Source organism: Thermoflexus hugenholtzii (assembly GCF_018771565.1).
GTDB classification, from domain to species: Bacteria; Chloroflexota; Anaerolineae; order Thermoflexales; family Thermoflexaceae; genus Thermoflexus; species Thermoflexus hugenholtzii_A.
Window position 1 is genome coordinate 328,536 of the sequence record NZ_CP076326.1, and the last position, 22,789, is coordinate 351,324.

Annotated in this window: 20 protein-coding genes; 19 read left to right on the forward strand and 1 reads right to left on the reverse strand. The window is 69.1% G+C overall.

Annotated elements, in window-relative coordinates; translation table 11 throughout:
• Window positions 1–11: 11 nt before the first annotated feature.
• The 5 genes from KNN16_RS01630 to KNN16_RS01650 all read left to right on the forward strand — a co-directional run bounded on the left by KNN16_RS01630 (window position 12) and on the right by KNN16_RS01650 (window position 6,928).
• Window positions 12–1,280 (forward strand): pilus assembly protein TadG-related protein, encoded by a 1,269-nt coding sequence (locus KNN16_RS01630; protein WP_303898297.1) that lies wholly within the window; start codon window positions 12–14, stop codon window positions 1,278–1,280.
• Window positions 1,277–2,206, forward strand: a complete 930-nt coding sequence (locus KNN16_RS01635; RefSeq protein WP_303898300.1) for a type II secretion system F family protein — start codon at window positions 1,277–1,279, stop codon at window positions 2,204–2,206. Before KNN16_RS01630 ends, KNN16_RS01635 begins: the two co-directional genes overlap by 4 nt.
• A 414-nt stretch (window positions 2,207–2,620) precedes the next feature.
• Window positions 2,621–4,420: an amylo-alpha-1,6-glucosidase gene (locus tag KNN16_RS01640; RefSeq protein ID WP_303898302.1), complete on the forward strand. Its 1,800-nt coding sequence runs from the start codon at window positions 2,621–2,623 to the stop codon at window positions 4,418–4,420.
• A 68-nt stretch (window positions 4,421–4,488) separates the two neighbouring features.
• On the forward strand, window positions 4,489–5,715 hold the full coding sequence (locus KNN16_RS01645; RefSeq protein WP_303898305.1) for a class I SAM-dependent RNA methyltransferase: 1,227 nt from the start codon (window positions 4,489–4,491) through the stop codon (window positions 5,713–5,715).
• Between the two features lie 586 nt (window positions 5,716–6,301).
• Window positions 6,302–6,928 (forward strand): site-2 protease family protein, encoded by a 627-nt coding sequence (locus KNN16_RS01650; protein WP_299285216.1) that lies wholly within the window; start codon window positions 6,302–6,304, stop codon window positions 6,926–6,928.
• 24 nt (window positions 6,929–6,952) lie between these two features.
• Here the strand turns inward: KNN16_RS01650 and KNN16_RS01655 are convergent, their stop codons facing one another.
• The gene (locus KNN16_RS01655) at window positions 6,953–7,651 is read right to left on the reverse strand and encodes a PIG-L deacetylase family protein (protein WP_303898308.1); all 699 of its coding nucleotides are present in this window, start codon (window positions 7,649–7,651) and stop codon (window positions 6,953–6,955) included.
• Between the two features lie 307 nt (window positions 7,652–7,958).
• Here KNN16_RS01655 and ablA point away from each other — a divergent pair, with 307 nt between their 5' ends.
• From ablA to KNN16_RS01725, 14 genes are all read left to right on the forward strand, one after another.
• Entirely contained in the window at window positions 7,959–9,326 is a 1,368-nt protein-coding gene (gene ablA / locus KNN16_RS01660; RefSeq protein ID WP_303898311.1) for a lysine 2,3-aminomutase, read from the forward strand.
• Window positions 9,326–10,429 carry a hypothetical protein gene (locus KNN16_RS01665; protein WP_303898314.1) on the forward strand — a complete coding sequence of 368 codons (1,104 nt, stop codon included), beginning with the start codon at window positions 9,326–9,328 and terminating at the stop codon, window positions 10,427–10,429. The genes ablA and KNN16_RS01665 overlap by 1 nt, the downstream gene beginning before the upstream one ends.
• 24 nt (window positions 10,430–10,453) lie before the next feature.
• Window positions 10,454–11,551 (forward strand): ATP-grasp domain-containing protein, encoded by a 1,098-nt coding sequence (locus KNN16_RS01670; protein ID WP_303898317.1) that lies wholly within the window; start codon window positions 10,454–10,456, stop codon window positions 11,549–11,551.
• Window positions 11,520–12,089: a GNAT family N-acetyltransferase gene (locus KNN16_RS01675; protein ID WP_303898319.1), complete on the forward strand. Its 570-nt coding sequence runs from the start codon at window positions 11,520–11,522 to the stop codon at window positions 12,087–12,089. Before KNN16_RS01670 ends, KNN16_RS01675 begins: the two co-directional genes overlap by 32 nt.
• Entirely contained in the window at window positions 12,065–13,120 is a 1,056-nt protein-coding gene (locus KNN16_RS01680; RefSeq protein ID WP_303898320.1) for an ATP-grasp domain-containing protein, read from the forward strand. The genes KNN16_RS01675 and KNN16_RS01680 overlap by 25 nt, the downstream gene beginning before the upstream one ends.
• Window positions 13,121–13,249: 129 nt before the next feature.
• On the forward strand, window positions 13,250–14,467 hold the full coding sequence (amrB, locus tag KNN16_RS01685; protein WP_303898321.1) for an AmmeMemoRadiSam system protein B: 1,218 nt from the start codon (window positions 13,250–13,252) through the stop codon (window positions 14,465–14,467).
• A complete protein-coding gene (locus tag KNN16_RS01690) occupies window positions 14,464–16,047 on the forward strand; it encodes a glycosyltransferase family 39 protein (protein WP_303898323.1) in 1,584 nt (527 codons plus the stop codon). Before amrB ends, KNN16_RS01690 begins: the two co-directional genes overlap by 4 nt.
• A gap of 344 nt (window positions 16,048–16,391) precedes the next feature.
• Window positions 16,392–16,646, forward strand: coding sequence for a ferredoxin family protein (locus tag KNN16_RS01695; protein ID WP_303898326.1), 255 nt, complete (start codon window positions 16,392–16,394; stop codon window positions 16,644–16,646).
• 10 nt (window positions 16,647–16,656) lie between these two features.
• The gene (locus KNN16_RS01700) at window positions 16,657–17,817 is read left to right on the forward strand and encodes a 3-methyl-2-oxobutanoate dehydrogenase subunit VorB (RefSeq protein WP_303898327.1); all 1,161 of its coding nucleotides are present in this window, start codon (window positions 16,657–16,659) and stop codon (window positions 17,815–17,817) included.
• Window positions 17,818–17,838: 21 nt separating this feature from the next.
• A complete protein-coding gene (locus KNN16_RS01705; RefSeq protein WP_088570846.1) occupies window positions 17,839–18,627 on the forward strand; it encodes a thiamine pyrophosphate-dependent enzyme in 789 nt (262 codons plus the stop codon).
• A 48-nt stretch (window positions 18,628–18,675) separates the two neighbouring features.
• Entirely contained in the window at window positions 18,676–19,236 is a 561-nt protein-coding gene (locus KNN16_RS01710; protein WP_299285911.1) for a 2-oxoacid:acceptor oxidoreductase family protein, read from the forward strand.
• Between the two features lie 180 nt (window positions 19,237–19,416).
• A complete protein-coding gene (locus KNN16_RS01715; protein ID WP_303898330.1) occupies window positions 19,417–20,328 on the forward strand; it encodes a J domain-containing protein in 912 nt (303 codons plus the stop codon).
• A gap of 59 nt (window positions 20,329–20,387) precedes the next feature.
• A complete protein-coding gene (locus KNN16_RS01720; protein WP_303898331.1) occupies window positions 20,388–21,560 on the forward strand; it encodes a S1C family serine protease in 1,173 nt (390 codons plus the stop codon).
• A gap of 18 nt (window positions 21,561–21,578) precedes the next feature.
• Window positions 21,579–22,766 carry a S1C family serine protease gene (locus KNN16_RS01725; RefSeq protein WP_303898333.1) on the forward strand — a complete coding sequence of 396 codons (1,188 nt, stop codon included), beginning with the start codon at window positions 21,579–21,581 and terminating at the stop codon, window positions 22,764–22,766.
• The last annotated feature ends 23 nt before the right edge of the window (window positions 22,767–22,789 follow it).

Here is a 22,789-nt window from a genome sequence, read left to right on the forward strand (position 1 = left end):
GAGGGCCTCGGATGGACATGCGGCGGAGGATCGCGGCGCGCGGGAGGCGCGGGCAGGCCCTGGTGTTGCTCGGGCTGGCCTTCGCGGGGTTTCTGGCGCTGGTGGCGCTGGCCATCGACGGCGGCAATGCCTTCGTCCAGCGGCGGCGGGCTCAGAACGCCGCCGACGCCGCCGCCCTCTCCGGCGCCCGACGCCTGTGGGAGATCCGACGCCAGGGCGGGAGCGAGGCGGATCTCCTGGCCGCCCTGCGGGAGGCCATCGACGCCCACGGCGTCTTCAACGTGGACGGCGCCCCCAATGTCTTCGAAGCTTACTATGTAGATGAGAACAGCAACCTCCTGGCGCCCCTGCCATCGGGGGCCATCCCGGCGGACGCCCGGGGGGTTCAGGTCACGGTCATCAATCGGTTCGACGCCTTCTTCGCCGGGGTCTTCGGCTTCGATCCTTTGGAAGTGCGGGCCCTGGCCGTGGCCCTCTATCGCCCGAGCCCTGCCTGCGCCCATGCCCTCTTCGCCGAAAACGATCTCCGCGCCGAGTTCGCCTCCCTGGACGTCACCGGCAGTGTCCATGCAGGGAGGGACCTCACCCTCCGGTGGGTCGGCACGATCCGCGGGGTGTGTGAGTATGGAACCACCGCGGACATCGGTTTCTGGGTGCAATGCCAGGGCGGACGGGTCCAGGTCTCCTTCCAGCCTCTTCCAGCCCTTTACGCTCCCTCGGACTTCGCCCCCGGCGGCCCGCTGTGGAGCGCCTACCCGGGGAGCCGTTACTGTATCCGCCCCCAGAACCCGGGTCAGCCGATCCTCCTCGACGCGCACCCGGCGGGGGCCGTGGCTCCGGATCCCAATCAATGCATCACGGCCCAGCGGGTCCGCCTGCAGGACGGGCTGTATTACCTGGAGGGGGACGCGCGGGTTGCGCGAAGCCAGGCGATGGGGTCGATCAAGGCCACGGTCACCCTGGCGGCCACCGGATCCCTCTTGCTGGACGATCCGAACAATCGCTATGAGCTGGGCAATGCGTTGAACGATCCCCAGCGCGGGGCGCCCCTGTTGGTCGCCGGTCGGGCCATCACGATCACGACGGGGAACTCCTCTTTCACCTGGACCGGGTTGATCTACGCCGCCGGGGGCCCGGTGACCCTTCAAGCCCCGCAAGCGGAGTCCGACCGCGGGGCGATCTATGGGAAGGACCTCTCCCTGGGCTGGGGGACCTTCCGCCTGGTCTCGGATCCGACGGTGTGCCCCGCGGGGGTGACCCGGGTGGAGTTGCGGCGATGAGCGGGGCGATCCTCCTCGGCGTCCTCCTCCTGCTCCTCCTCGGCGCGCTGCTTGCTCTTTTCCGGATGGAGGATGAGGAAGAGTGGGAGGCGGAGGATCCGGAGCGACCGTCGGAGCGGGAGCGGCTCGCCCGCTGGCTGTCGGAGCGGTGGGCGAGGGCGAAAGAATGGCATCGCCGGGGGGAGCGGGCCCTCCGCCGGCGCCTGGCCGAGGCGGATCTCCCCTGGCGCCCGGTCGAGTTCATCGGGCTGGTCCTGGGGGCGACAGCCCTCGGGACGTGGATCGGCCTGGCCGTCTACCGGTTGCCCGGGCTGGTTCTTCTCGGCGCGGCCGCGGGAGCGGCCCTCCCGTTCCTGTTCCTCCGCCACCGCCGGGAGGCCCGGCGCCGTCGCCTGGAAGGGCAGCTGGCGGACGCCCTGTTCCTCATCGCGGGGGTCCTGCGGACCGGGGGGAGCCTGTATCGGGCCCTGGAGGAGGCAGCCGGGAGGCTCCCTCCGCCCCTCGCCGACGAGTTCCGCCGGGTCCTGATTGAAGTCCAGCTGGGTTTCTCCCTCGCCGAGGCCCTGGAGCACATGCGGACGCGGGTGCCCAGCGAGGAGCTCGCCCTGGCCCTCACCGCCATCCAGATCAACCAGCAGGTGGGCGGGAACCTCGCGGAGTTCCTGGAGCGGGTGGCGATGCGCATCCACGAGCGGGTTTATCTCCAGAACGAGATCCGGACCCTCACCGCGGCCTATCGTCTCAGCGCCCAGATCCTCGCGGCGCTCCCGCTGGCCCTCTGGCTGATCCTCTTCCCGCTCAACCGCCGGTATATGATGCGTTTCTTCACCAGCGGGGTCGCCGGCTACGCCCTGCTGGGCCTGATGCTGATGCTGGTCCTCCTGGGCTTTCTGGTCATCCGCCGTATGACCCGGCTCTCCGTGTAAGGCGTCAGGGCGATCGACGGCGAAAGGAAGGATTTTTCTGTAGGAGGGGCTTTCGCCCCGAACTTTCCGTCTTCGAGACCCCAAAGGCCACGGATGAAGGCGCCCCCTGCAGCCCTGAACCCTCCGCCTTCGATGACGCAAGGGTCGCGGCTAAAGCCGCTCCTACCAAAAGACATCGTTCTTTTTGGTAGGAGGGGCTTCAGCCCCGAACTCCTATCTTCGATGAGGTAAAAGATCCCGGTGGAGATCGCCCCCTGTCACCCTAAACCTCCGTCTTCTCGATCCCGCGGGGTGGCGGCGGAGGCCGCTCCTACTGTCCTGCGAAATGTTGCCCGCCGTCCGGGCCTCCCTATAATCCGGGGAAGGGAGGCCGGAGGGCCCTGCGAAACCTGGGGAAGGGAGGTGCGATCGGCGATGGCGTTCTCGATGGGCTGGGAGGAACCCAGGAGTCCGTTCTGCCGGCTGCTGAAGGATCGGATCGATCTCTACCACGTGCCCTTCAGCGAACGGTCCTCGCGCATGATGGTGTTCGCCGAGGACCTGCGCCCGGGGGTGCCCGGGTTGTTCATCAGGCTGGCCGAGCGCTGGGAGAAGCAGCAGGAGAAGTTCGGCGATTACCGCCAGCGCCGTCCCATCGTGGAGCGCATGGTCTTCATCGGCCCCGATGGCGAGCCGTTGCCCGTCTCCTTCACCGCTTACCCCCATGCGGTGTTCTTCCATACCCCCCGCGGGACCATCGGGATGACCTTCAACGATCCGGAGGCCCTCTACTTCTCCCTTCCTCCGGAGTCCATCGGCTTCCAGTTCGTCGCCCAGGCGGAGACCGCCCGCGCCGATCGCCGGGGCGGGATCCTGCGAGGGGTGCGCAACCTCGCCTATACGACGAACGCCCGCCTGCGCCTCAATCAAATCGAGTCCGCCGGCCCCGGCCTCTTCCGGATCACGTTCCTGGTCGAGCCCACCCCGGACGCCGCCGTCCTGCTGAACATCACCCCTCGCCTCGGATTCAACCGCAGCCTGCGGCCGGCCCTTCCCGTTTTTCAGGAGGCCGAGGCCCGCTGGCACGAGTGGTTCGCCGCCGCCCCGCCGGTCCACGAAGCCCTGGCCCCTCAGTATTACTACGCTTGGTGGGTGATGCGGGCCGGGCTGATCTCCCCCCGCTTCTACATGACCCGCGAGGGGATGACCCCCAGCAAGATCCACTACGTGGGCGTCTGGCAGTGGGACGCCTGCTTCCACGCCCTGGCTTATCGCTACGTGGACCTCAAGCTGGCGGAGGATCAGATCCGCCTGGTCCTGGATCACCAGCGGGAGGACGGGATGATCCCCGATGCGGTGCACGATGAAGGCCGGGTCACCCATCTTCCGCTGCCGGTGGACGCGGACGTGACCAAGCCGCCGATCACCGCCTGGGCGGCCTGGAAGATCTACGAGATGGGGGGCGATCGGGATTTCCTGGATGAGATCTACGAGCCTCTGGTGCGCTGGAACCGGTGGTGGTTCGAACGGAACGACGACGACCGGGATGGCCTGTGCCAGTATAACCACCCTTATTCCTCCGGCTGGGACGATTCCCCGGTGTGGGATGGGGGGATGCCGGTGGAGTCGCCGGACCTCAACACCTACCTGGTGATCCAGATGGAGCATCTCGCCCGCATCGCTGAGGTGATCGGAGAGACGGAGGACGCGGCGCGCTGGCGGGCCGAGGCGGAGGCCCTCACCCAGCGCATGATCGCGGCGATGTGGGATGAGGAGGCCGGCCTGTTCTGGCCGTTGCGGCGGGAGCAGCCGGTGCGCATCAAGACCCCCCTCAGCCTCTACCCGCTGCTCACCGGACGCCTCCCCCGGCCCATCGTGGAGCGGCTGGTGGCCCATCTGCAGGATCCGCACGCCTTCTGGCCGCGCTATCCCATCCCCACCGTGGCCCTGGACGATCCGCACTATAATCCGGAGCAGATGTGGCGCGGCCCCACCTGGCTGAACATCAACCGCCTCTTCATCGAGGGGCTGTTCCGGTGCGGATACCCGGAGCTGGCCCGAGAGCTGCGGCGGCGCACCCTCCGGCTGGCCATGGGCCATCGCGATCTCTACGAGTATTACCATCCGGAGACCGGCGGACGGCCGCCCCGCGCCGCTCCCATCTTCGGCTGGACCTCAGCGGTGTTCATCGAGCTGGCCATCGAGGCCAGCCGGGAGCCCGACCTGGATCTCTGATCCCCGCGATTTCGGGAACAGCGCCATGCGGGGGCGGAGGGATCGCACCTGCGGCAGGGAACCTGGGGATGACGCGGATCCGGTTGACCCTGGAACAGATCGCCCACGGCGGCGAGGCCATCGGCCGCCATGAGGGCAAGGTGATCTTCGTCCCCTTCGGGATCCCCGGGGAGCAGGTGGAGATCGAGGTGGTGGAGGACCACCGCTCGTATGCCCGGGGACGGATCCTCCGGGTGCTCCGCCCGGCGCCGGAGCGGGTCGATCCGCCGTGCCCCCATTTCGGGACCTGCGGGGGGTGTCATTTCCAGCACATCGCCTATGAGGCCCAGCTGCGCCTCAAAGAGGCCGTCGTCCGGGATGCCTTGCGCCGCATCGGAAAGATCGAGGACCCGCCGGTGCGTCCGATGATCCCCAGCCCCGACCCCTTCGGCTACCGGAACCAGGTCCAGTTCTCCGTCTCCGCCGACGGGCGCCTGGGCTTCCAGGCCATGCGCTCCCACCGGGTGATCCCGATCACCCGATGCTGGATCGCCCATCCCATGCTCCAGGAGCTCTACGAGGCCCTGGAGATCGAAGGGCTGCCCCTGCGCCGCCTCACCCTTCGTTGCGGCGTCCGCACCGGGGACCGCATGGTGATCTTCGAGACGGAAGGGGACGAACCCCCTCTCCTGGAGACCGATCTGCGGGTCTCCCTGGTCCTGCTCACGCAGGAGGAGAAGGCCGTCCCGCTCATCGGCCTGGATTACCTTACGGAGGAGGTGGACGGGTTCCGTTTCCGCATCTCCGCGCCCAGCTTCTTCCAGACGAACACCGCGGTGGCGGAAGCCCTCGTTCGCCGGGTTCGGGAATGGGCGGACCTGCGCGGGACGGAGGCCGTCCTGGATGCGTATGGCGGGGTCGGGCTGTTCGCAGCCCATCTCGCGCCCTTCGCCCGGCGGGTGGTGCTGATCGAGGCGCACCCCGCGGCCGCCGCCGACGCCCGCTTCAATCTCTCCGAGTTCCCCCACGTGGAGATCCGGATGGGAACGGTGGAGGAGGTGGCGCCGGGGCTGGAGGGCCCTTTCGATGTGGTCGTGGTGGACCCGCCGCGGACCGGGTGTTCGCCGGAGGCCCTGGAGGCGCTGCAAGCCCTGCGCCCCTCCCGCTGGATCTACGTCTCCTGCGACCCGGCCACCCTGGCCCGGGACGCCCGACGCCTGATCGATGCCGGGTATCGCCTGGTGGAAGTCCAGCCGTTCGACATGTTCCCGCAGACCTATCACATCGAGACGGTCTCGCTGTTCGTGCGGGCGTAGCGACGCCGAATGAATTCGGCCTCCAGAGGCCTTCGGCCGATGGTCGGCCTGCGCCGACCGGGAGGGTGTCTTCTGCGTCGGTGGAGGCCGACGCTTGGCGCGGAGCGCCTGGAGAGGCCGATTTCAATCGGCGTGAGAGCCTTCGGCCGACGGTCGGCCTGCGCGCCGAATGAATTCGGCCTTCGAAGGCCTTCGGCCGACGGTCGGCCTGCGCCGACCGAAAAGGATATCCTTTGCGTCGGCGGAGGCCGACGCTTGGCGTGGAGCGCCTGGAGAGGCCGATTTCAATCGGCGGGAAAGCCTTCGGCCGACGGTCGGCCTGTGCGCCGAATGAATTCGGCCTTCGAAGGCCTTCGGCCGACGGTCGGCCTGCGCCGACCGAAAAGGATATCCTTTGCGTCGGCGGAGGCCGACGCTTGGCGTGGAGCGCCTGGAGAGGCCGATTTCAATCGGCGGGAGGGCCTTCGGCCGACGGTCGGCCTGCGCCGACCGGGAAGGGGTCTTCTGCGTCGGCGGAGGCCGACGCTTGGCGCGGAGCGCCTGGGGAGGCCGATTTCAATCGGCGGGAAAGCGACGAGGAGGCCCTATGCCGTTCCTGCGACTGGATGCGGGTTACCTGCTGGCCCTGGCGGTGATCTTCCTGTTCGCCCTGCCGTTCCACGAGCTCGCCCACGCCTGGGTGGCGGAGCGCCTGGGGGATCCCACCCCCCGGCGCGCCGGGCGGGTCACCCTTAATCCCATGGCCCATCTGGATCCCATCGGCGCCCTGATGCTGGTGCTGGCCGGGTTCGGGTGGGCCCGTCCGGTGCCGGTGAACCCCCTCTATCTCCGGTATGGGCCGCGGGTGGGCATGGCCCTGGTGGGCGGGGCGGGACCGGCGGCCAACCTCCTCCTGGCCGGGCTGGGGATCCTGGTCTATCGGGCGGCTCCGGAGCTCCTGCTGGCGACCCCTCTGGCCTTCGCCTTCTTACGGGCCTGGATCTTCATCAACGTCGGGCTGGCGGTGTTCAACATGCTGCCGCTGCCGCCCCTGGACGGCTTCCGTGTGCTGCAGGGATTGTTGCCGCCGGACATGGCCTACGCCTACGCCCGGCTGGAAGCCTACGGTCCGCTCCCCCTTCTCTTGTTCCTGATCCTGGATCGCCAGCTGGGGCTCCTTTCCTCCATCCTCCAGCCGGTGTATCGTCTGGTCTCTCTGTTGATGCGTTTCTGAAACAAGCCTCTGCGACGGCCGCTCCTACCCCAGGCGCATGCGCCGGAAGGCCTCCGCGTAACGCAGGCCGACGGCGCGCCCCTCCTCGGCCGCCCAGGCCCGCAGCATGGGACCGGGATCCCAATCCCCGATCTGGGAGCGGTGACAGCGCAGGGCCTCGATCTTGAGCGCGAGGGTCTCCTCGATGTCGATCCACAGGTTGGGCTGGGCGGCCCCGTAGATGTAGACCTCCTGCACCCGATGGGGCGGCAGGCCCAGCTCGGGGAAGACCAGCGGCATCCCGGCGGCCGGGAAGACCGCTTCCAGGGCCGCCTGCGCCGCAGCGCGGTGATCCGGATGGTTGATGTAGTCCTCTCCGTAGAAATAAACCGAAGGATCTCCGCAGACCAGAACCTGGGGGCGGAAGCGGCGGATCTCCCGCACCAGCTCCCGCCGCAGCTCCAGCGTCGGCTGCAGCAGGCCGTCCGGGTGACGAAGGAAGATCACCTCCTCCAGGCCCAGGACGCGGGCCGCTGCTCGTTGTTCCTCCTCCCGGATGCGCGCCACCTCCTCCCGGGAGCGGCCCGCCTCCTCCGTCCCGGCGTCGCCGCTGGTGCACAGCACCAGGGCGATCCGGGATCCCCGACGGGCCCACTTGGCCAGCGTGCCCGCGCAGGTGAACTCCACGTCATCGGGATGCGCCGCCACCACCAGAGCGCGCTCCGGCGTCGCCGGCTCCTCCATGGATCCCTCCTGAGGACCACGGGTTCGAGCGAGCCTGAAAACGCCCGCTCCCTTCAAGAGCCCGACTATACCCCGCTCCTCCACCCGGCGAAAGCCCCCCCTCCGGCAAGCTCCCTCGATCTACCCAGGATCATTCATCGATGATTATCGATTTATCGAAATTCGTAGATGAATGATATTCACCGAAATCTCACGGAACCTACACGTTTTCTTAACGCATGGGAAGGCGCGCATGGAGTAAAATCCCGCTCGTGGGAGGGGAAGCATGGCCCTTCCCGGAGCATCCTGTATCCGGAGGCGGGAGGAGATGGAGGAGCGGAAGCGCCTGGAGGAGGAGCCCCCTGGTGGGAAGCGGCGCAGCCCGCGGGCGCCGATCTGGCGGGATGTGCCCGATGCGCTCTGGGATGATTGGCGCTGGCAGCTCACCCATCGCTTGAACTCGGTGGAACAGCTCAAGCAGATCATCCGTCTCACCCCTGAGGAGGAGGCCGGTGCGGCGGCGACCCACCGGTTCCGCATGGACATCACCCCTTATTTCGCCTCTCTGATCGACCCGGATGATCCGAACTGCCCCATCCGGCGTCAGGTGATCCCCACGGCGAGGGAGCTGGAGCCGACGCCGGGCCTGATGGAGGATTCCCTCGCCGAGGACCAGCACTCCCCGGTCCCCGGGCTGGTTCATCGTTATCCGGACCGGGTGCTGATGCTGGTGACCACCCAGTGCGCCAGCTACTGCCGGTTCTGCACCCGCAGCCGCATCGTGGGCGATCCCCATGCCAACTTCGGGCGGCGGGATTACGACCGGCAGATCGAATACATCGCCCGCACGCCTCAAATCCGGGACGTGCTGCTCTCCGGGGGCGACCCGCTGATCCTCCCCCAGCCGATCCTGGAGGACCTGTTGCGCCGGCTGCGGGAGATCCCCCATGTGGAGATCATCCGCATCGGGACGCGGGTGCCCATCTTCCTGCCGCAGCGGATCACCGAGGACCTGGTGGCCATGCTGCGCAAGTATCATCCGCTCTGGATGAACATCCACGTCAACCATCCCAAGGAGCTCACCCCCGAGGTCACCGAGGCCCTGGCGAAGCTGGCCGACGCGGGCATCCCGCTGGGCAGCCAGACTGTGCTCCTGGCCGGGGTCAACGACTGCCCCCACATCATCCGCGCCCTGGTCCACGAGCTGGTCAAACGCCGGGTCCGGCCCTATTACCTCTATCAATGCGATCTGGTGGAGGGGGCCGGGCACTTCCGCACGCCGGTCTCGAAGGGGCTGGAGATCATGGAGGCCCTGCGGGGCCACACCAGCGGCTACGCCATCCCCACGTATGTGATCGACCTGCCGGGCGGGGGCGGCAAGGTGCCGGTGATGCCCAACTACCTGCTGGCCATGAACGAGCGCCGGGTGGTGCTGCGCAACTTCGAGGGCTTCATCAGCACCTACGAGCAGCCCACTGATTACACGCCCCACGACTCGAGCCGGTGCGAATACTGCCGGAACCAGCGCCCCGAGCCCGGCCAGCGCGGGATCTTCGGGCTGCTCCAGGGCGACGCCATGACCATCGCCCCGGAGGGCTTCCAGGCCGTGCACCGGCGGCTCCAGACGGGGGGCACCGAAACCATGCCCCTGATCATCGGGGAGCCCCTCCCGGTCGTCAACGGGGAGGTGCTGTGATGCGCGTGGCGGTTCTGGCCAACCTCAAGCGGAACGCCCCGAAGGGGCCGGACGATCCGCCGGACGCCTGGGCGGAGCTGGACTCGGAGGAGACGGTGGAGGGGATCGCCCGGGCTCTGGAGGCCGCGGGCCACACCACGGCCATCTTCGAGGGCAACCTGGAGCTTCCGGAGGCCCTCCGCCGGTTCCGGCCGGACATCTGCTTCAACATCTGCGAGGGCTACTGGGGGGACTCCCGGGAGGCCCATGTCCCGGCCATGCTGGAGATGATGCGCATCCCCTACACGGGCTCCCGGGTCCTGGCCCTGGCCATCTCCCTGGACAAGGCGATGACCAAGCGGGTGTGGGTCGCGGAGGGCCTGCCCACGCCGCCCTTCCAGGTTTTCCGTCGTCCCGATGAGCCCCTGGATCCCCGCCTCTCCTTCCCCCTCTTCGTTAAGCCGAACCGGGAGGGAAGCGGGATGGGGATCTCGGCGAAGTCGGTGGTGACGAACGAGGCGGAGTTGCGGGAGCAGGTGGCCTATATCCTGCGGACCTACCGGCAGGAGGCCCTGGTGGAGGCGTTCATCGACGGCCCGGAGCTCACCGTGGGCCTCATCGGGAACGTGGAGGGGGATGCGGCGTGGCTCCGGCCTCCGGGCGGATGGGCCACCGAGGAGGGACTGGACCTGGGGGGCGTTCACGTCTTCCCGCCGATGATGGTGGATCTCAGCGTATGCCCTCCGGATCAGCGGGGGCTTTACACCTCGTTCATCAAGTCGGAGATGCCCCTGGGCCCCCGCTATCTCTGCCCGGCGCCGCTGGACCGGGCGTTGTTGCGGGAGGCCCAGCGGCTGGCCTTCGAGGCCTTCCGGGCCATCGGGGCCTGCGACGTGAGCCGGGTGGATATGCGGATCGATGCGGCCACGGGGCGGATCTATTTGCTGGAGATCAACACGCTGCCCGGGCTGAATCCGCATTACAGCGACATGGTGCTCAACGCCCGCGCCGATGGGATGTCTTACGAGCTCCTGATCCTTCGGATCCTGGAGGCGGCCTGCCGTCGCTACGGCCTGTCCCCGGAGCCGGTGGTCCCCGCGGCCGTGGCGGCGGGCGCGGAGTGAATCCGCCTGTTGAGGGAGCGACCGATGCGCCGTCGTTCGGCGATGCCGGGTCGCGTGCTGATCCTGTATAGCGTGGTGGAGCGGCTCCCGCGGGGGGAGCCCCGCGATGGGATCGCGGACGAGGAGGTGCTCTGGACGGCGCAGGCGATGGCGGAGGCCCTTGCCGAGCGCGGATGGCCCGTGGAGGCGCGGGGGATCCGGGACCTGGAGTCTCTCCACCGGGCGCTGGATTCCTTCGATCCCCGGGAAACCCTGGTGATCAATCTTTGCGAGACTCTGGAGGGCCGCCCCCAGGGGGAGGCGGTGGTGCCGGTGGCCCTGGAGGCCCGGGGTTTCGTTTACACCGGCTCTTCCGGCGCGACCCTGTCCCTCTGTCTGGACAAGGCGCGGGCGAAGGCCCGCCTGCGGGAGGCCGGCCTGCCAACGCCCCCGGCTCAGGTGTTCCACAACCCCGACGAGCCCCTCCGGATCCCCCTCCCGGCCATCGTGAAGCCCTTGATGGAGGACGCCAGCCACGGGATCGATCGGGAGGCGGTGGTGACGGAGGAGAGGACCTTGCGGGCGCGGGTGGCTTACGTCCTGGGGGTCTACCGCCAGCCCGCTCTGGTGGAAACCTTCATCGATGGGCGGGAGTTCAACGTGGCCCTCTGGGGCGGGCGGAACCCGGAGGTCCTTCCCCTGGCGGAGGTGGATTACTCCCGCATCCCCAACCCCCTGTGGCGGGTGTGCACCTACGCGGCCAAGTGGCTGCCGGGCTCGGAGGAATACGAGCTGACCCCCGTGCGCTGCCCGGCGGAGCTGGAGGAGGAACGGGCGGAGCGGGTGCGGGAGGTGGCCCTGCGGGCCTTCCGGGCGGTCCGCTGTCGGGATTACGCCCGGGTGGACATCCGGTTGCAGGGGGAGACGCCGTATGTGCTGGAGGTCAACCCGAACCCCAGCCTGGCGCCGAACAGCGGCTTCGTGAACGCCGCGCGGGCGGCGGGCTATTCCTACGGCATGCTGGCCGAGCGGCTGATCCGCCTGGCGTGGGAGCGGCGGTATCGACGGCGGGAGGCGCCGCGGCTTCAACCTGTCCCGACGGGGGATGTCGATGTCGCCTATTCGCTGGCCCCGAGCGGATGAGGAGGCGGCCATCCGGGCGCTGGCCGAGCGGTGTGGAGTGTTCCGGCCGGAGGAAATCGAGACGCTGATCGAGATCTTCCGGGAGGCCTGTCGCAGAGGCTTCGAGGAGAGCGGCTATCACTTCCGGGTGTGGGCGGAGGAGCGGGATGGGGAGATCCGGGGGCTGATCTGTTACGGGCGGCGGCCCCTCACCCGCTGGTCGTGGGATCTCTACTGGCTGCTGGTGGATCCTTCGGCCCAGCGGCGGGGCATCGGGACCGCCCTGCTGCGCGCGATGGAGGCGCACGTGGGGCGGGAGGGCGGGCGGTGGATCCTGGTGGAGACGGCGACCACCCCGGCCTACGCGCCGGCCCGTTGTTTCTATGAGCGGCATGGGTTCCGGCTCCTCGCGGTGGTGGAGGATTTCTACGAGGCCGGCGAGGGGCTGGCCCTGTATCTGAAGGGTCTGGGGCCTTCGTCGGAGGCGAGCGCGCCGGCGGCGGAGGCGAGGACCCGGTCTCCGGAGGAGGGAGGATGTCCCGGCGTCCATGGAGCCTGAGGACCGTGCGTCAGGTGATCCTGCTTTACAACATGGATGGCGCATGGCCTCCGGAAGATCAGGCGTATGCCCGGGAGTGCGTCTGCAGACTGCAGGGAGGGATGGAAGCCCATGGGCTCACCGTTCGTCCCGTCGAGGTCCGTCGGGATGTGCGGGGCGCGTTGCAGGGCTTTGATCCCGAGGAGTGGGTGGTGTTCAACTGGTGCGAGGCCCTGGAGGGGGATCCCTATGGGGAGCCCCGGGTGGCCCGCGCCCTGGAGGCCCTGGGCTTCCTGTATACGGGGTCCGGCCCGTGGGCGCTGACCGTGGCAGGCCACAAAGCCCTGATGAAGGCTTTCCTCACGTTGAACGGGATCCCCACGCCGGCCTGGCGGGTGTGTCATCGGCTGGCGGACCTGGAGGGGTGGGAGGTCTTTCCGGCCATCGTCAAGCCGGCGCGGGAGCACGGCAGCATCGGGATCACCCCGGAGGCGGTGGCCCCATCTCCCCGGGCGCTGCGGGAGCGGGTGGAGTATGTGCTGGAGGTCCTCCGGCAACCGGCCCTGGTGGAAGCCTTCATCCCGGGTCGGGAGCTGAACGTCAGCCTGTGGGGGAACGGGGATCCGGAGCCGCTGCCGATCTCGGAGATCCATTTCGACGGCCTGTCCGAGGAGGAGCGGATCGTCGATCAGTTCGCCAAGTGGGATCGGGGGAGCGAGCGGTATCGGCGGACGGTTCCGGTGGTGCCGGCGCCGCTGGATGAGCGGACGGAGGCGGAGGTGGTGCATGTCGCGGCCCTGGCGTATCGGGCGCTGCGGGTGCGGGATTACGGGCGGGTGGACATCCGGCTGGCGCCGGATGGGACGCCCTATGTGATCGATGTGAACCCGAATCCGGACCTGTCGCCGGATGCGGGGTTCGTGCGGTCAGCGGCGGCGGCGGGGTATGACTATGGGCGGATGGCGGTGCATATCCTGCGCATCGCCCTGGCCCGGCGCCGCCGGCGGGTCCCGGCTCCCGTCTCCCCCTTCGCCCGCCTGGGGGCGGGGTGAGGAGACGAAACCCGGGCCGCTGTAAGGTGGAGCTTCACGTCTCGTTCCTGGAGGGACCGGAGGGATCTCCGGTCCCTCGTTTCTTTGTTAAAATAGCCTTCCGGTGAGATCGGCTGGAGGGGGCGCAAGGTGGGCGAGGCGGGGCGGTATCCGAAGCTGCGGCCGGTGGATCTGCGGCCGATGAACCGGAACGGCCGCTCCTACATCCTGGTCCGGGATCCCCTTCGTCTCTCGGACCAGATGGTTCTCATCCCCCAGCCCCTGGCCCCCGTCCTCACCCTGTGCGATGGCACCCGGGATCTGCGGGCCATCCGGGCCGCCCTGATGGTGCGCTACGGCGTCCGGATCGACGAGGAGACGCTGCGCGCCCTGATCGCCACGCTGGACGAGCTGTATCTCCTGGACAACTCCCGCTTCGCGGAGGCCCAGGCCCGCGCCCTGGAGGACTACCGCCGCGCCCCCTTCCGCCCGCCGATGCTCGCCGGGGAAGTCTACCCCGCCGACCCGGAGGATCTGCGCCGGATGATCCGCCGCTTCCACGAAGCGGCCGCGCCGGACGACCCCGTCCCCGAAGGGCGCGGGCTGCTCAGCCCCCACATCGATTACGCCCGGGGCGGCCGAACCTACGCCCGGGTCTGGGCCCGGGCCGCCCCCTTCGTCCGGGAGGCGGACCTGGTGATCCTCCTGGGGACGGATCATTACGGGGAGGATGGCGCCATCACCCTGACCCGCCAGCATTACGCCACGCCCTTCGGGGTGTTGCCCACCGCCCGGCCCATCGTGGACGCCCTGGCCCAGGTCCTGGGCGAGGAGGCCGCCTTCGCCGGCGAGCTCCGCCATCGCGGTGAGCACTCCATCGAACTGGCCGCCGTGTGGCTCCACGCGATCCGCGAGGAGAAACCGGTGGAGCTGGTGCCCATCCTGTGCGGCCCCTTCGCCTCCTTCATCGAGGGGGATCTCGATCCGATGGCCGATCTCCGCATCGCACGCTTCCTGGAGACCCTGCGGGCGGCCGTCGCCGGGCGACGGGCCGTGGTCGTCGCCGCGGGGGATCTCTCCCACGTGGGCCCGGCCTTCGGAGGGCGTCCGCTGGATCTGCGCGGGCGGGCGCGCCTGAAGGCGGAGGACGAATCCCTCATCGCCCACATGGTCGCCGGGGACGCCGCCGGCTTCTTCGCCCGGATCCGGGAGACCCGCGATCGGAACAACGTCTGCGGGGTCTCCCCCATCTACCTGGCCCTCCGCCTCCTGGAGCCGACCGTCGGGGAGCCGGTGGATTACGATCTCTGCCCCGCCGATGAGGCGGGGACCTCCGTGGTCTCGATCTGTGGAATCCTCTGGCGATGAGCGGGACGGGCGCGCTCCTCGCCTTCTTCGTCGGATGGAGCCTGAGCTTCGGCCTCGGCCGGGCCCTCGCGGCGCTCCGGCGATGGCGCCCCCGGCGCCCGGATCCGCGGATCCTGCTCCTGCTGCTGGCGGCCTTCGCCCTCCGCGTCGGCGGGCTCACCGCCCAGTCCCTCTGGCGGGATGAGGTCGACGCCCTGCGCTTCGGCCGCGATCTCACCGCCGAGGTCGCGGCGGCCTTCCGGGTCGGGGCAGGGGCCGGATGGACGCGGCTGGCGGAGCTCCTCGCCCGCCCCGGGTTCAACGGGCCGCTCTATTTCCTGGGGCTGTTCCAGTGGGTCCGCCTGGCGGGCGATTCCGAGTTCGCCCTCCGCTTCCCCTCCGCCGCCCTGGGGGTCCTGAGCGTCGCCCTGGGCTTCGCCCTGTTCCGCCGGCATCTGACGCGGCCGGCCGCCCGGATGGCCGCCCTCGGGCTGGCCTTCTCTCCCTTCCTGGTCTGGTATGGCCAGGAAGCGAAGATGTATGCGCTGCTGGTGACCCTCTTCCTGGCCGCGTGGGGGGCGATGGAGGCCGCCCGCCGGGATCCCGGCGGATGGCTGGAGGCCGTCCTCTGGATCGCCCTGGGCCTCTACAGCCACATCCTCTTCGCGCTCTTCGTGCCGGCGCTGCTCGCCTTAGGGATCCATCGGGCGGATCGAAGGTCCCTGCGCCTCCTCGTCCTGGTCCTCGGCCTGGTGCTCCTCGTCGATCTTCCCCTTCTGGCCTGGCAGATCCCCCAGCTCGTCCGATGGAGCGGGGGGATCCGCGCGGCCTGCGGCGAAACCGGCTTCCCCCGCGTCCCGCCGTTGCAGGGCCTGGGGATGCTGGCCTGGGGGTTCAGCGTAGGGGTGTGGGGAGGCTTCCCGGATTGGGGGTTGGTTCCGTTCTCCGCCCTGGCCGCCCTGGGTCTGATGGCCGGGCGCGCGGGCGGGCGGTTCCGCGCCGCGCTGGGGATCTGGGCCCTGAGCCCGTGGGCGTTTCTTTCTCTCATTTCGCTGTGCCGCCCGCTCTTCGTCGAGCGCTATCTGATCGCGGCGGCGCCGGCCTGGATCGCCCTCGCCGCGGCGGGCTGGGCCCGGATCCCGGGACGGCTCCCGCGCGCCCTGGCCCTGGCCTGCGTCCTGACCCCGATGGCCGTCGGCCTCTGGGCCCAGACGGCGCTCCCGCTGAAATCGGACTTCCGGTCAGCCGCCCGGGTGGTGGCCGAGGGCTATCGCCCCGGAGATCTCATCCTCTTCCACATCGGGTATGTCCAGCATGTCTTCGATTACTACTTCCGCCGGCCCTACGAAGGCGCCTGGGCGCCGGCCACGATCTACCGGACCCCCGAGGGAACGTATGCGATGGGAGAGGCGGAGGTCGACGCCCGGATGCGCGCGCTGATCCGGGGCCACGAGGTCGTCTGGCTGATCTACTCCGAAGCCGCCATGTGGGACGACCGGGATCTGGTCCGGCGCTGGCTGGACACCCACGGTCAGCTTCGAGAACGCTGGAGCTTCGCCCTGGTGGAAGTGCGCCGCTACGAAGGGTTCCATCTCCCATAGCCTGTCGGGCGCTCAGATTTTGGATCAATAACATGATCGAAAAGGTCCGATTTTCGATCAGACAGGCTCGACATCCCGGCGATTCGGTTTATAATGAGAGGTGAAGGAGGTATTCATCTCCTCGATCTCCCATGAGCGGCGTGCGGCGCAGGGATGAGCCCAGGATTCACCGTGGGGGCTGGATCCTCCGCCGCCCGGGGCGCTGGGGGAAGGGCGGCGGGCGATCGAGCGAGGGCCTCCTTTTATATCCCGCGCCGGTGAAGTCCCCCCTCCTCCTCCCGTTTTCGGATCCTCTCCTTCTTCCTCTCCCTGCAAGAATCCCAGATCCTTCCGGGAGGCTCCCCATGGCGGTCAAAGGCTGGATCCAGGTGGACGAGCGGTTCTGCAAGGGCTGTGAGCTGTGCGTGCATTTCTGCCCGCAGCAGGTCCTGGGGCTGGCATCGGATCGCCTGACGCCCAAGGGCTATCACCCGGCGCAGCTCCTCGATCCGGAGCGGTGCACCGGATGCGAGGTGTGCGCGGTGGTGTGCCCGGAGGGAGCGATCACGGTTTATCGTCAGGTCCGCCCGCGGGTGCCCGAAATGGTGATGCAAGGATGAGGAGGAAAGCATGGCGCGGGAGCTGCTGAAGGGCAACGAGGCGATGGCGGAGGCGGCCATCCGGGCCGGCGTCGAGGCGTATTTCGGGTATCCCATCACCCCACAGACCGAGCTGCTGGAGTATATGGCCCGACGCATGCCGGAGCTGGGGCGGGTGTTCGTGCAGGCGGAGAGCGAGATCGCGGCCATCAACATGGTCTACGGCGCGGCCTGCACCGGCGCCCGGGTGATGACCTCCTCCTCCGGACCGGGCATCAGCTTGATGATGGAGGGCCTTTCCTACATCGCGGGCACGGAGGTGCCCTGTGTGATCATCGACGTGATGCGCGGCGGCCCCGGCCTGGGGAACATCGCGCCCTCCCAGGGGGATTACAACCAGATCGTGCGCGGCGGCGGCCACGGAGATTACCGGGTGATCACCCTGGCCCCGGCGACGGTGCAGGAGGCCATCGACCTCACGGTCCTGGCCTTCGACCTGGCCGAGCGCTACCGCACCATCGCCGTGGTGCTGACGGATGGGAGCATCGGCCAGATGATGGAGCCCGCCGAGCTGCCGCCGATGCGCGAGCCCCCGCGGATCCGTCCGGACTGGGCGGTGACCGGCGCCCAGGGCCGCCCCCGGCGTGTCCTGACTTCGATCTACCTCGACCCCTATGAGGAGGAGAAGACCAACCGGCGTCTGCTGGAGCGCTGGCAGCAGATCCAGGCCCGGGAGGTGCGCTATCGGGAGTATTACCTGGATGACGCCGAGCTGGTGGTGGTGAGCTTCGGCATCGCGGGGCGGGTGGCCCTCTCGGCGGTGCGGGCCGCCCGGGCCGAGGGCATCCGGGTGGGGCTGCTCCGTCCGCTCACCCTCAGCCCCTTCCCCTATGCCGCCATCGAGGCCCTGAGCCGTCAGGCGGAGGCCTTCCTCGTGGTGGAGATGAACTCCGGCCAGATGCTGGACGACGTCATGCTGGCGGTGGCCCGGCGCGCCCCGGTGGCCTTCTACGGGCGGATGGGCGGCGTGGTGCCGTTCCCCGAGGAGATCCTGGAGGAGATCCGCCGCCTGGTCCGGGAGCCGCCGCCTCTGGAGGCGGCTCCCCGTGAGGCCTGGTTCCGCCGCATGGGGATGCGGGGGGCAGGCAACGGAAGCGGCCCATCCGGCATGCGGGAAGCGGCGAACCCCTGAGGGACAGGAGGGAGATCCGACATGGTGGCGACGATCCCGCTGGAGCGGACTTACGAGAAAGTCTACGAGCGGCCGCGCGTCCTCCTTGAGGTGCACACGCATTACTGCCCGGGGTGCACCCACGGCGTGGCCCATCGCCTGATCGCGGAGGTCCTGGAGGAGATGGGCCTGCGGGAGATCACCATCGGGGTGGCCTCCGTGGGCTGCTCCGTCTTCGCCTATAACTACTTCGATGTGGATTTCGTGGAAGCTCCCCACGGCCGGGCGCCGGCGATGGCCACCGGCATCAAGCGGATGCTGCCGGACCGCATCGTCTTCACCTACCAGGGGGACGGGGACCTGGCCTCCATCGGGATGGGGGAGATCATCCACACGGCGGCCCGCGGGGAGAACATCACGGTCATCTTCATCAACAACGCCAACTACGGGATGACCGGCGGGCAGATGGCCCCGACCACCGTCCCCGGCCAGCGGACGACCACCACGCCTCAAGGCCGGGACGTGCGCCGCTCGGGCTATCCCATCCGCATGGCGGAGCTGCTGGCTGGCCTGGAGGGGCCCAGCTACGTGGTGCGCCGCAGCCTCCACGATCCGAAGAACATCCGCCTGGCGAAGAAGGCGATCCGGCTGGCCTTCGAAGCCCAGCGGCGCGGCCTCGGCTTCTCCTTCGTGGAGCTGCTCTCCACCTGCCCGACCAACTGGGGGCTCTCGCCCATCGAGGCGATGCACTGGGTGGAGGAGATGATGATCCCGGTCTTCCCCCTGGGGGATTTCAAGGTGGCCCCCGAGCTGAAGGCCCTGCGAGTCTGAGGGTGGCGCAGGAGCTCCAATCGATCCTGAGAGATCCGGGAGGTGCGGATGCAGGTCGAGATCGTCATCGCCGGGTTCGGCGGCCAGGGCATCCTGTTCGCCGGGCAGGTGCTGGCTTACGCGGCCATGGACGCCGGCAAGGAGGTGACCTGGTTCCCCTCCTACGGGCCGGAGATGCGCGGGGGGACCGCCAACTGCACAGTGATCATCTCGGATGAGGAGATCGGATCGCCCCTGGTGCAGCATCCCCGCGCTGCCATCGTGATGAACCGACCCTCCCTGGACAAATACGAGCCGCTGGTCCGGCCGGGAGGGCTTCTAATTGTCAACGCCTCGATGGCCGGGCGGGCGGTGGAGCGGACGGATCTGGAGGTGGTGGCCCTTCCGGCCAGCGAGATGGCGGAAGCCCTGGGGGATCGGCGGCTGGCCAACATGGTGCTGGTGGGGGCTCTGCTCGCCCGGCTCCCGGTGCTGACGCTGGACCAGGTGGAGCAGGCGTTGCGGGAGCATATGCCGGGCCGCCATCGGCATCTCATCGAGCAGAACATCCGGGCCCTGCGGGAAGGGGCCCGCGCCGCTCAGGAAACCCTCATCGTCCTCCCGCGTTAAGCGGATCCCCCCTTTACGCATCGGGGACGGGGAGGCCCCGGAAGGGCCTCCCCGTGCCGGGATGGTTTCCCCGTTGTTGATCTCCCCTCCGGCAAATGGATTAAAATCCCGGATTGAGCGCAGCGCATTCCTGCGCGGATCCCAGAGCGAATCGGGCGTGTGGGAGACCGGAGCGGCGCGATGGAGTTCAAGGACTACTATGCCATCCTCGGCGTGAGCCCGGATGCCAGCGAAGAGGAGATCAAGCGGGCCTATCGCAAGCTGGCCCGCCAATACCACCCCGACGTGAACCCGGGGGATAAGGCGGCGGAGGAGAAATTCAAGGAGATCAACGAGGCCTACGAGGTGCTCTCGGACCCCGAGAAGCGGCGCAAATACGATGAGCTCCGCCGCCAGTATGAAGCCTGGCGCCGGGCCGGCTACGATCCCGGCCAGTTCGACTGGTCCCCCTGGGTCCAGCCCGGCGGGGTGCGGGTGGAGGTCGGGGACCTGGAGGATCTTTTCTCCGACTTCTTCGAAATGCTGTTCGGCGGGATGCCCCGGCGGACCCGAGGGTGGACGGCCACGCGGCTTCGGGGGCGGGATGTGGAGCAGCCCATCACCCTTACCCTGGAGGAGGCCTTCCAGGGGACCACCTGCATCGTCCGGACGCGGGACGGGCGGCGGCTGGAGGTCCGCATCCCGCCCGGGGTGCGCACCGGATCTCGGGTGCGGGTCCCGGGGGCGGGGGAGCCCGGCTACGGCGGCCCGCCAGGGGATCTCTACCTGGTGATCGAGGTCGCGCCCCATCCCCTGTTTGAGCGTCGGGATCAGGACCTCTACGCCCCCCTGACCGTCGACCTCTACACGGCGGTCCTGGGCGGCGAGGTCCCCTTCCGCCATCTGGATGGACGAACCCTGATGGTGCGGATCCCGCCGGAGACCCAGAACGGCGCGCTGATCCGCCTGCGCGGGGAGGGCATGCCTTCCCCGAACCGGCCGGGGGAGCGGGGCGATCTGTATCTGCGGGTCACGGTGGAGATCCCGCGAAACCTGACCCCCCGGGAGCGGGAGCTCTTCGCGGAGCTGGCCCGCATGCGTCGGGGGCGTTGAAAGGCGAGAGGCCGCGCGACGGCCTCGCCCATCCTGAAGCCTGCAGGGGGTGAGAACCGATGCGCTGGAAAAACGGCTTCTGGCTGTTGCTGGGCCTCGGCGTGCTGCTCAGCGGATGTCGCTCGCTCCCGTTGCGGGAGCTGATCTTCGTCACTCCCACCCCGCGCCCCGGAGGCGCGGCGGCGCGGCCGGCCGGGCCGACGCCGACGCTCCCCCCGTTGCCCGCCGGCCTCGAGGAGGAGGAGCAGCGCCTGATCGCCATCTACCAGAAGGTCCTCCCCTCCGTCGTCAACATTGACGTAGAGGGTGTGGAGACCTCTGTGTTCGGGAGCGGGTCCGGCTTCGTTTACGACACTCAGGGCCACATCGTCACCAACAACCACGTGGTGGAGCAGGCGGAGGAGATCTGGGTGACGTTCTACGACGGCACGGTGGCCCGGGCGCGGGTGGTGGGCCGCGACGTCTACAGCGACCTGGCCGTGATCCGGGTGGACGTGCCGCCGGAGCTGCTCCGGCCGGCGGAGCTGGGGGATTCGGAGACGCTGCGGGTGGGTCAGAAGGTGGTGGCCATCGGCAACCCCTTCGGCCTGCGGGGAACGATGACCCTGGGGATCATCAGCGCCCTGGGCCGGGCCCTGGAGACGCCCACCCGCTTCCAGATCCCGGACGTGATCCAGACGGACGCGGCCATCAACCCCGGCAACTCCGGCGGGCCCCTGGTGGATCTGGAAGGGCGGGTGATCGGCGTGAACTCGGCCATCCGCACGGATTCCAGTGCGACGGGCATCCCGGCCAACATCGGGATCGGGTTCGCCATCCCGGTGAACGCTGTTAAGCGGGTGGTGCCCCAGCTGATCCGCGAGGGGCGGGTCCGTTACCCGTATCTGGGGATCAGCGCCACGGGGGGCATTTCCCTGGCCGAACTGCGGGCGCGCGGGTATGACGTCCCGGACGTCCGCGGCGTCCTGATCCAGGAGGTCCAGCCCGACGGCCCGGCGGCCCGGGCGGGCCTGCGGGGCGGCACCCGCGAGGTGCGGGTCCGCGGGGCCTCCGTCCGGCTCGGGGGGGATATCATCACGGCTATCGATGGGCACCCCATCGCTTCCTTTGATGAGCTGGTCTCGTATCTCGTGAACCACACGGAGGTCGGCCAGACGGTCACCCTGACCATCCTGCGCGACGGCCAGGAGCAGCAGGTTCAGGTCACCCTGGGGGAGCGGCCGTCCCCGTGATCTCATTTGGGGGAAGCGATGCGCACATCACGCTGGCTGCCGGTGGTGGGAGCGATTCTGGTGATCGGGGTTTGTGCGGCGGCGACCGTCTGGGTGGTCTCCTGGGCACAGGCGAGGATCCGCCCGACGGGCCGTCCCGCCGCGCCGGCCACCCTTCCGGTCCCCTCGGGGGCGACCCCCACGCCGCTTCCGCCTGGCGTCCTCTCCGAGGCCCGGGCGCTGGAGGCGGCCTTCATCGCCGTTTACGAGCGGGTCAGCCCCTCCGTGGTGCACATCACCACCCGGGCCACCGCTTTCGATCTGTTCCGGGGGCCGATCTATCAGGAGGGCACCGGTTCGGGGTTCGTGTGGGACCGGGAGGGGCATATCGTGACGAACAACCATGTGGTGGAGGGGGCGGAGCAAATTGAGGTGATCTTCGCCGACGGCACCACCGTCCCGGCCGCTCGGGTGGGCGCCGACGCCTACAACGACCTGGCCGTCTTACGGGTTCAGGTGCCGCCGGAGAAGCTGGTCCCGGTGACCCTGGGGGATTCCGCCTCCCTGCGGGTGGGGCAGTGGGTGATCGCCATCGGCAACCCCTTCGGGCTGGATCGCACGATGACCGTGGGGGTGATCAGCGCCCTGGGGCGCACCCTGGAGCTCTCCGATCGCCCCCTGGGCGAGGTGATCCAGACGGACGCGGCCATCAACCCGGGCAACTCCGGCGGACCGCTGCTGGACCTGGACGGGCGGGTGATCGGGATCAACACGGCCATCCGTTCCCCCAGCGGGGGCTCCATCGGCATCGGCTTCGCCGTCCCCGTGAACACCATCAAGCGGGTGGTCCCCGAGCTGATCGCCCGGGGCCGTTACCCGCATCCCTGGCTGGGGGCCTCGTTCTTCGAGGTGACGCCGGCCTTCGCTCAAGCCTTCAACCTCCCGGCGGATCACGGTCTGCTCACCGTCCAGGTGGTGCCGGACGGGCCGGCGGCTCGGGCGGGGTTGCGGGGGGCGACCCGGCGGGTGCCCACCCGGATGGGGGATGTGTTCCTGGGCGGGGATCTGGTCACGGCCATCGACGGCCGTCCGTTGCGGAGGGTGGACGATCTGGTGATCTACCTGGAGAACTATAAGCGGGTGGGGGAGACGGTGACCCTCTCCATCCTGCGGGACGGACGGCCCCTGACCCTCACCGTGACCCTGGGGGAGCGTCCCACGGAGTGAGCGGTTCCGGAAGGAGGTGGAGG

What these genes read in the sequence shown, in the direction of transcription:
- KNN16_RS01630 (WP_303898297.1), top strand. Translation starts at nt 12, where the DNA reads ATGGACATGCGGCGGAGGATCGCGGCGCGCGGGAGGCGCGGGCAGGCC.
- KNN16_RS01635 (WP_303898300.1), top strand. Translation starts at nt 1,277, where the DNA reads ATGAGCGGGGCGATCCTCCTCGGCGTCCTCCTCCTGCTCCTCCTCGGC.
- KNN16_RS01640 (WP_303898302.1), top strand. Translation starts at nt 2,621, where the DNA reads ATGGCGTTCTCGATGGGCTGGGAGGAACCCAGGAGTCCGTTCTGCCGG.
- KNN16_RS01645 (WP_303898305.1), top strand. Translation starts at nt 4,489, where the DNA reads ATGACGCGGATCCGGTTGACCCTGGAACAGATCGCCCACGGCGGCGAG.
- KNN16_RS01650 (WP_299285216.1), top strand. Translation starts at nt 6,302, where the DNA reads ATGCCGTTCCTGCGACTGGATGCGGGTTACCTGCTGGCCCTGGCGGTG.
- KNN16_RS01655 (WP_303898308.1), bottom strand. Translation starts at nt 7,651, where the DNA reads ATGGAGGAGCCGGCGACGCCGGAGCGCGCTCTGGTGGTGGCGGCGCAT.
- ablA (WP_303898311.1), top strand. Translation starts at nt 7,959, where the DNA reads ATGGAGGAGCGGAAGCGCCTGGAGGAGGAGCCCCCTGGTGGGAAGCGG.
- KNN16_RS01665 (WP_303898314.1), top strand. Translation starts at nt 9,326, where the DNA reads ATGCGCGTGGCGGTTCTGGCCAACCTCAAGCGGAACGCCCCGAAGGGG.
- KNN16_RS01670 (WP_303898317.1), top strand. Translation starts at nt 10,454, where the DNA reads ATGCGCCGTCGTTCGGCGATGCCGGGTCGCGTGCTGATCCTGTATAGC.
- KNN16_RS01675 (WP_303898319.1), top strand. Translation starts at nt 11,520, where the DNA reads ATGTCGCCTATTCGCTGGCCCCGAGCGGATGAGGAGGCGGCCATCCGG.
- KNN16_RS01680 (WP_303898320.1), top strand. Translation starts at nt 12,065, where the DNA reads ATGTCCCGGCGTCCATGGAGCCTGAGGACCGTGCGTCAGGTGATCCTG.
- KNN16_RS01690 (WP_303898323.1), top strand. Translation starts at nt 14,464, where the DNA reads ATGAGCGGGACGGGCGCGCTCCTCGCCTTCTTCGTCGGATGGAGCCTG.
- KNN16_RS01695 (WP_303898326.1), top strand. Translation starts at nt 16,392, where the DNA reads ATGGCGGTCAAAGGCTGGATCCAGGTGGACGAGCGGTTCTGCAAGGGC.
- KNN16_RS01700 (WP_303898327.1), top strand. Translation starts at nt 16,657, where the DNA reads ATGGCGCGGGAGCTGCTGAAGGGCAACGAGGCGATGGCGGAGGCGGCC.
- KNN16_RS01705 (WP_088570846.1), top strand. Translation starts at nt 17,839, where the DNA reads ATGGTGGCGACGATCCCGCTGGAGCGGACTTACGAGAAAGTCTACGAG.
- KNN16_RS01710 (WP_299285911.1), top strand. Translation starts at nt 18,676, where the DNA reads ATGCAGGTCGAGATCGTCATCGCCGGGTTCGGCGGCCAGGGCATCCTG.
- KNN16_RS01715 (WP_303898330.1), top strand. Translation starts at nt 19,417, where the DNA reads ATGGAGTTCAAGGACTACTATGCCATCCTCGGCGTGAGCCCGGATGCC.
- KNN16_RS01720 (WP_303898331.1), top strand. Translation starts at nt 20,388, where the DNA reads ATGCGCTGGAAAAACGGCTTCTGGCTGTTGCTGGGCCTCGGCGTGCTG.
- KNN16_RS01725 (WP_303898333.1), top strand. Translation starts at nt 21,579, where the DNA reads ATGCGCACATCACGCTGGCTGCCGGTGGTGGGAGCGATTCTGGTGATC.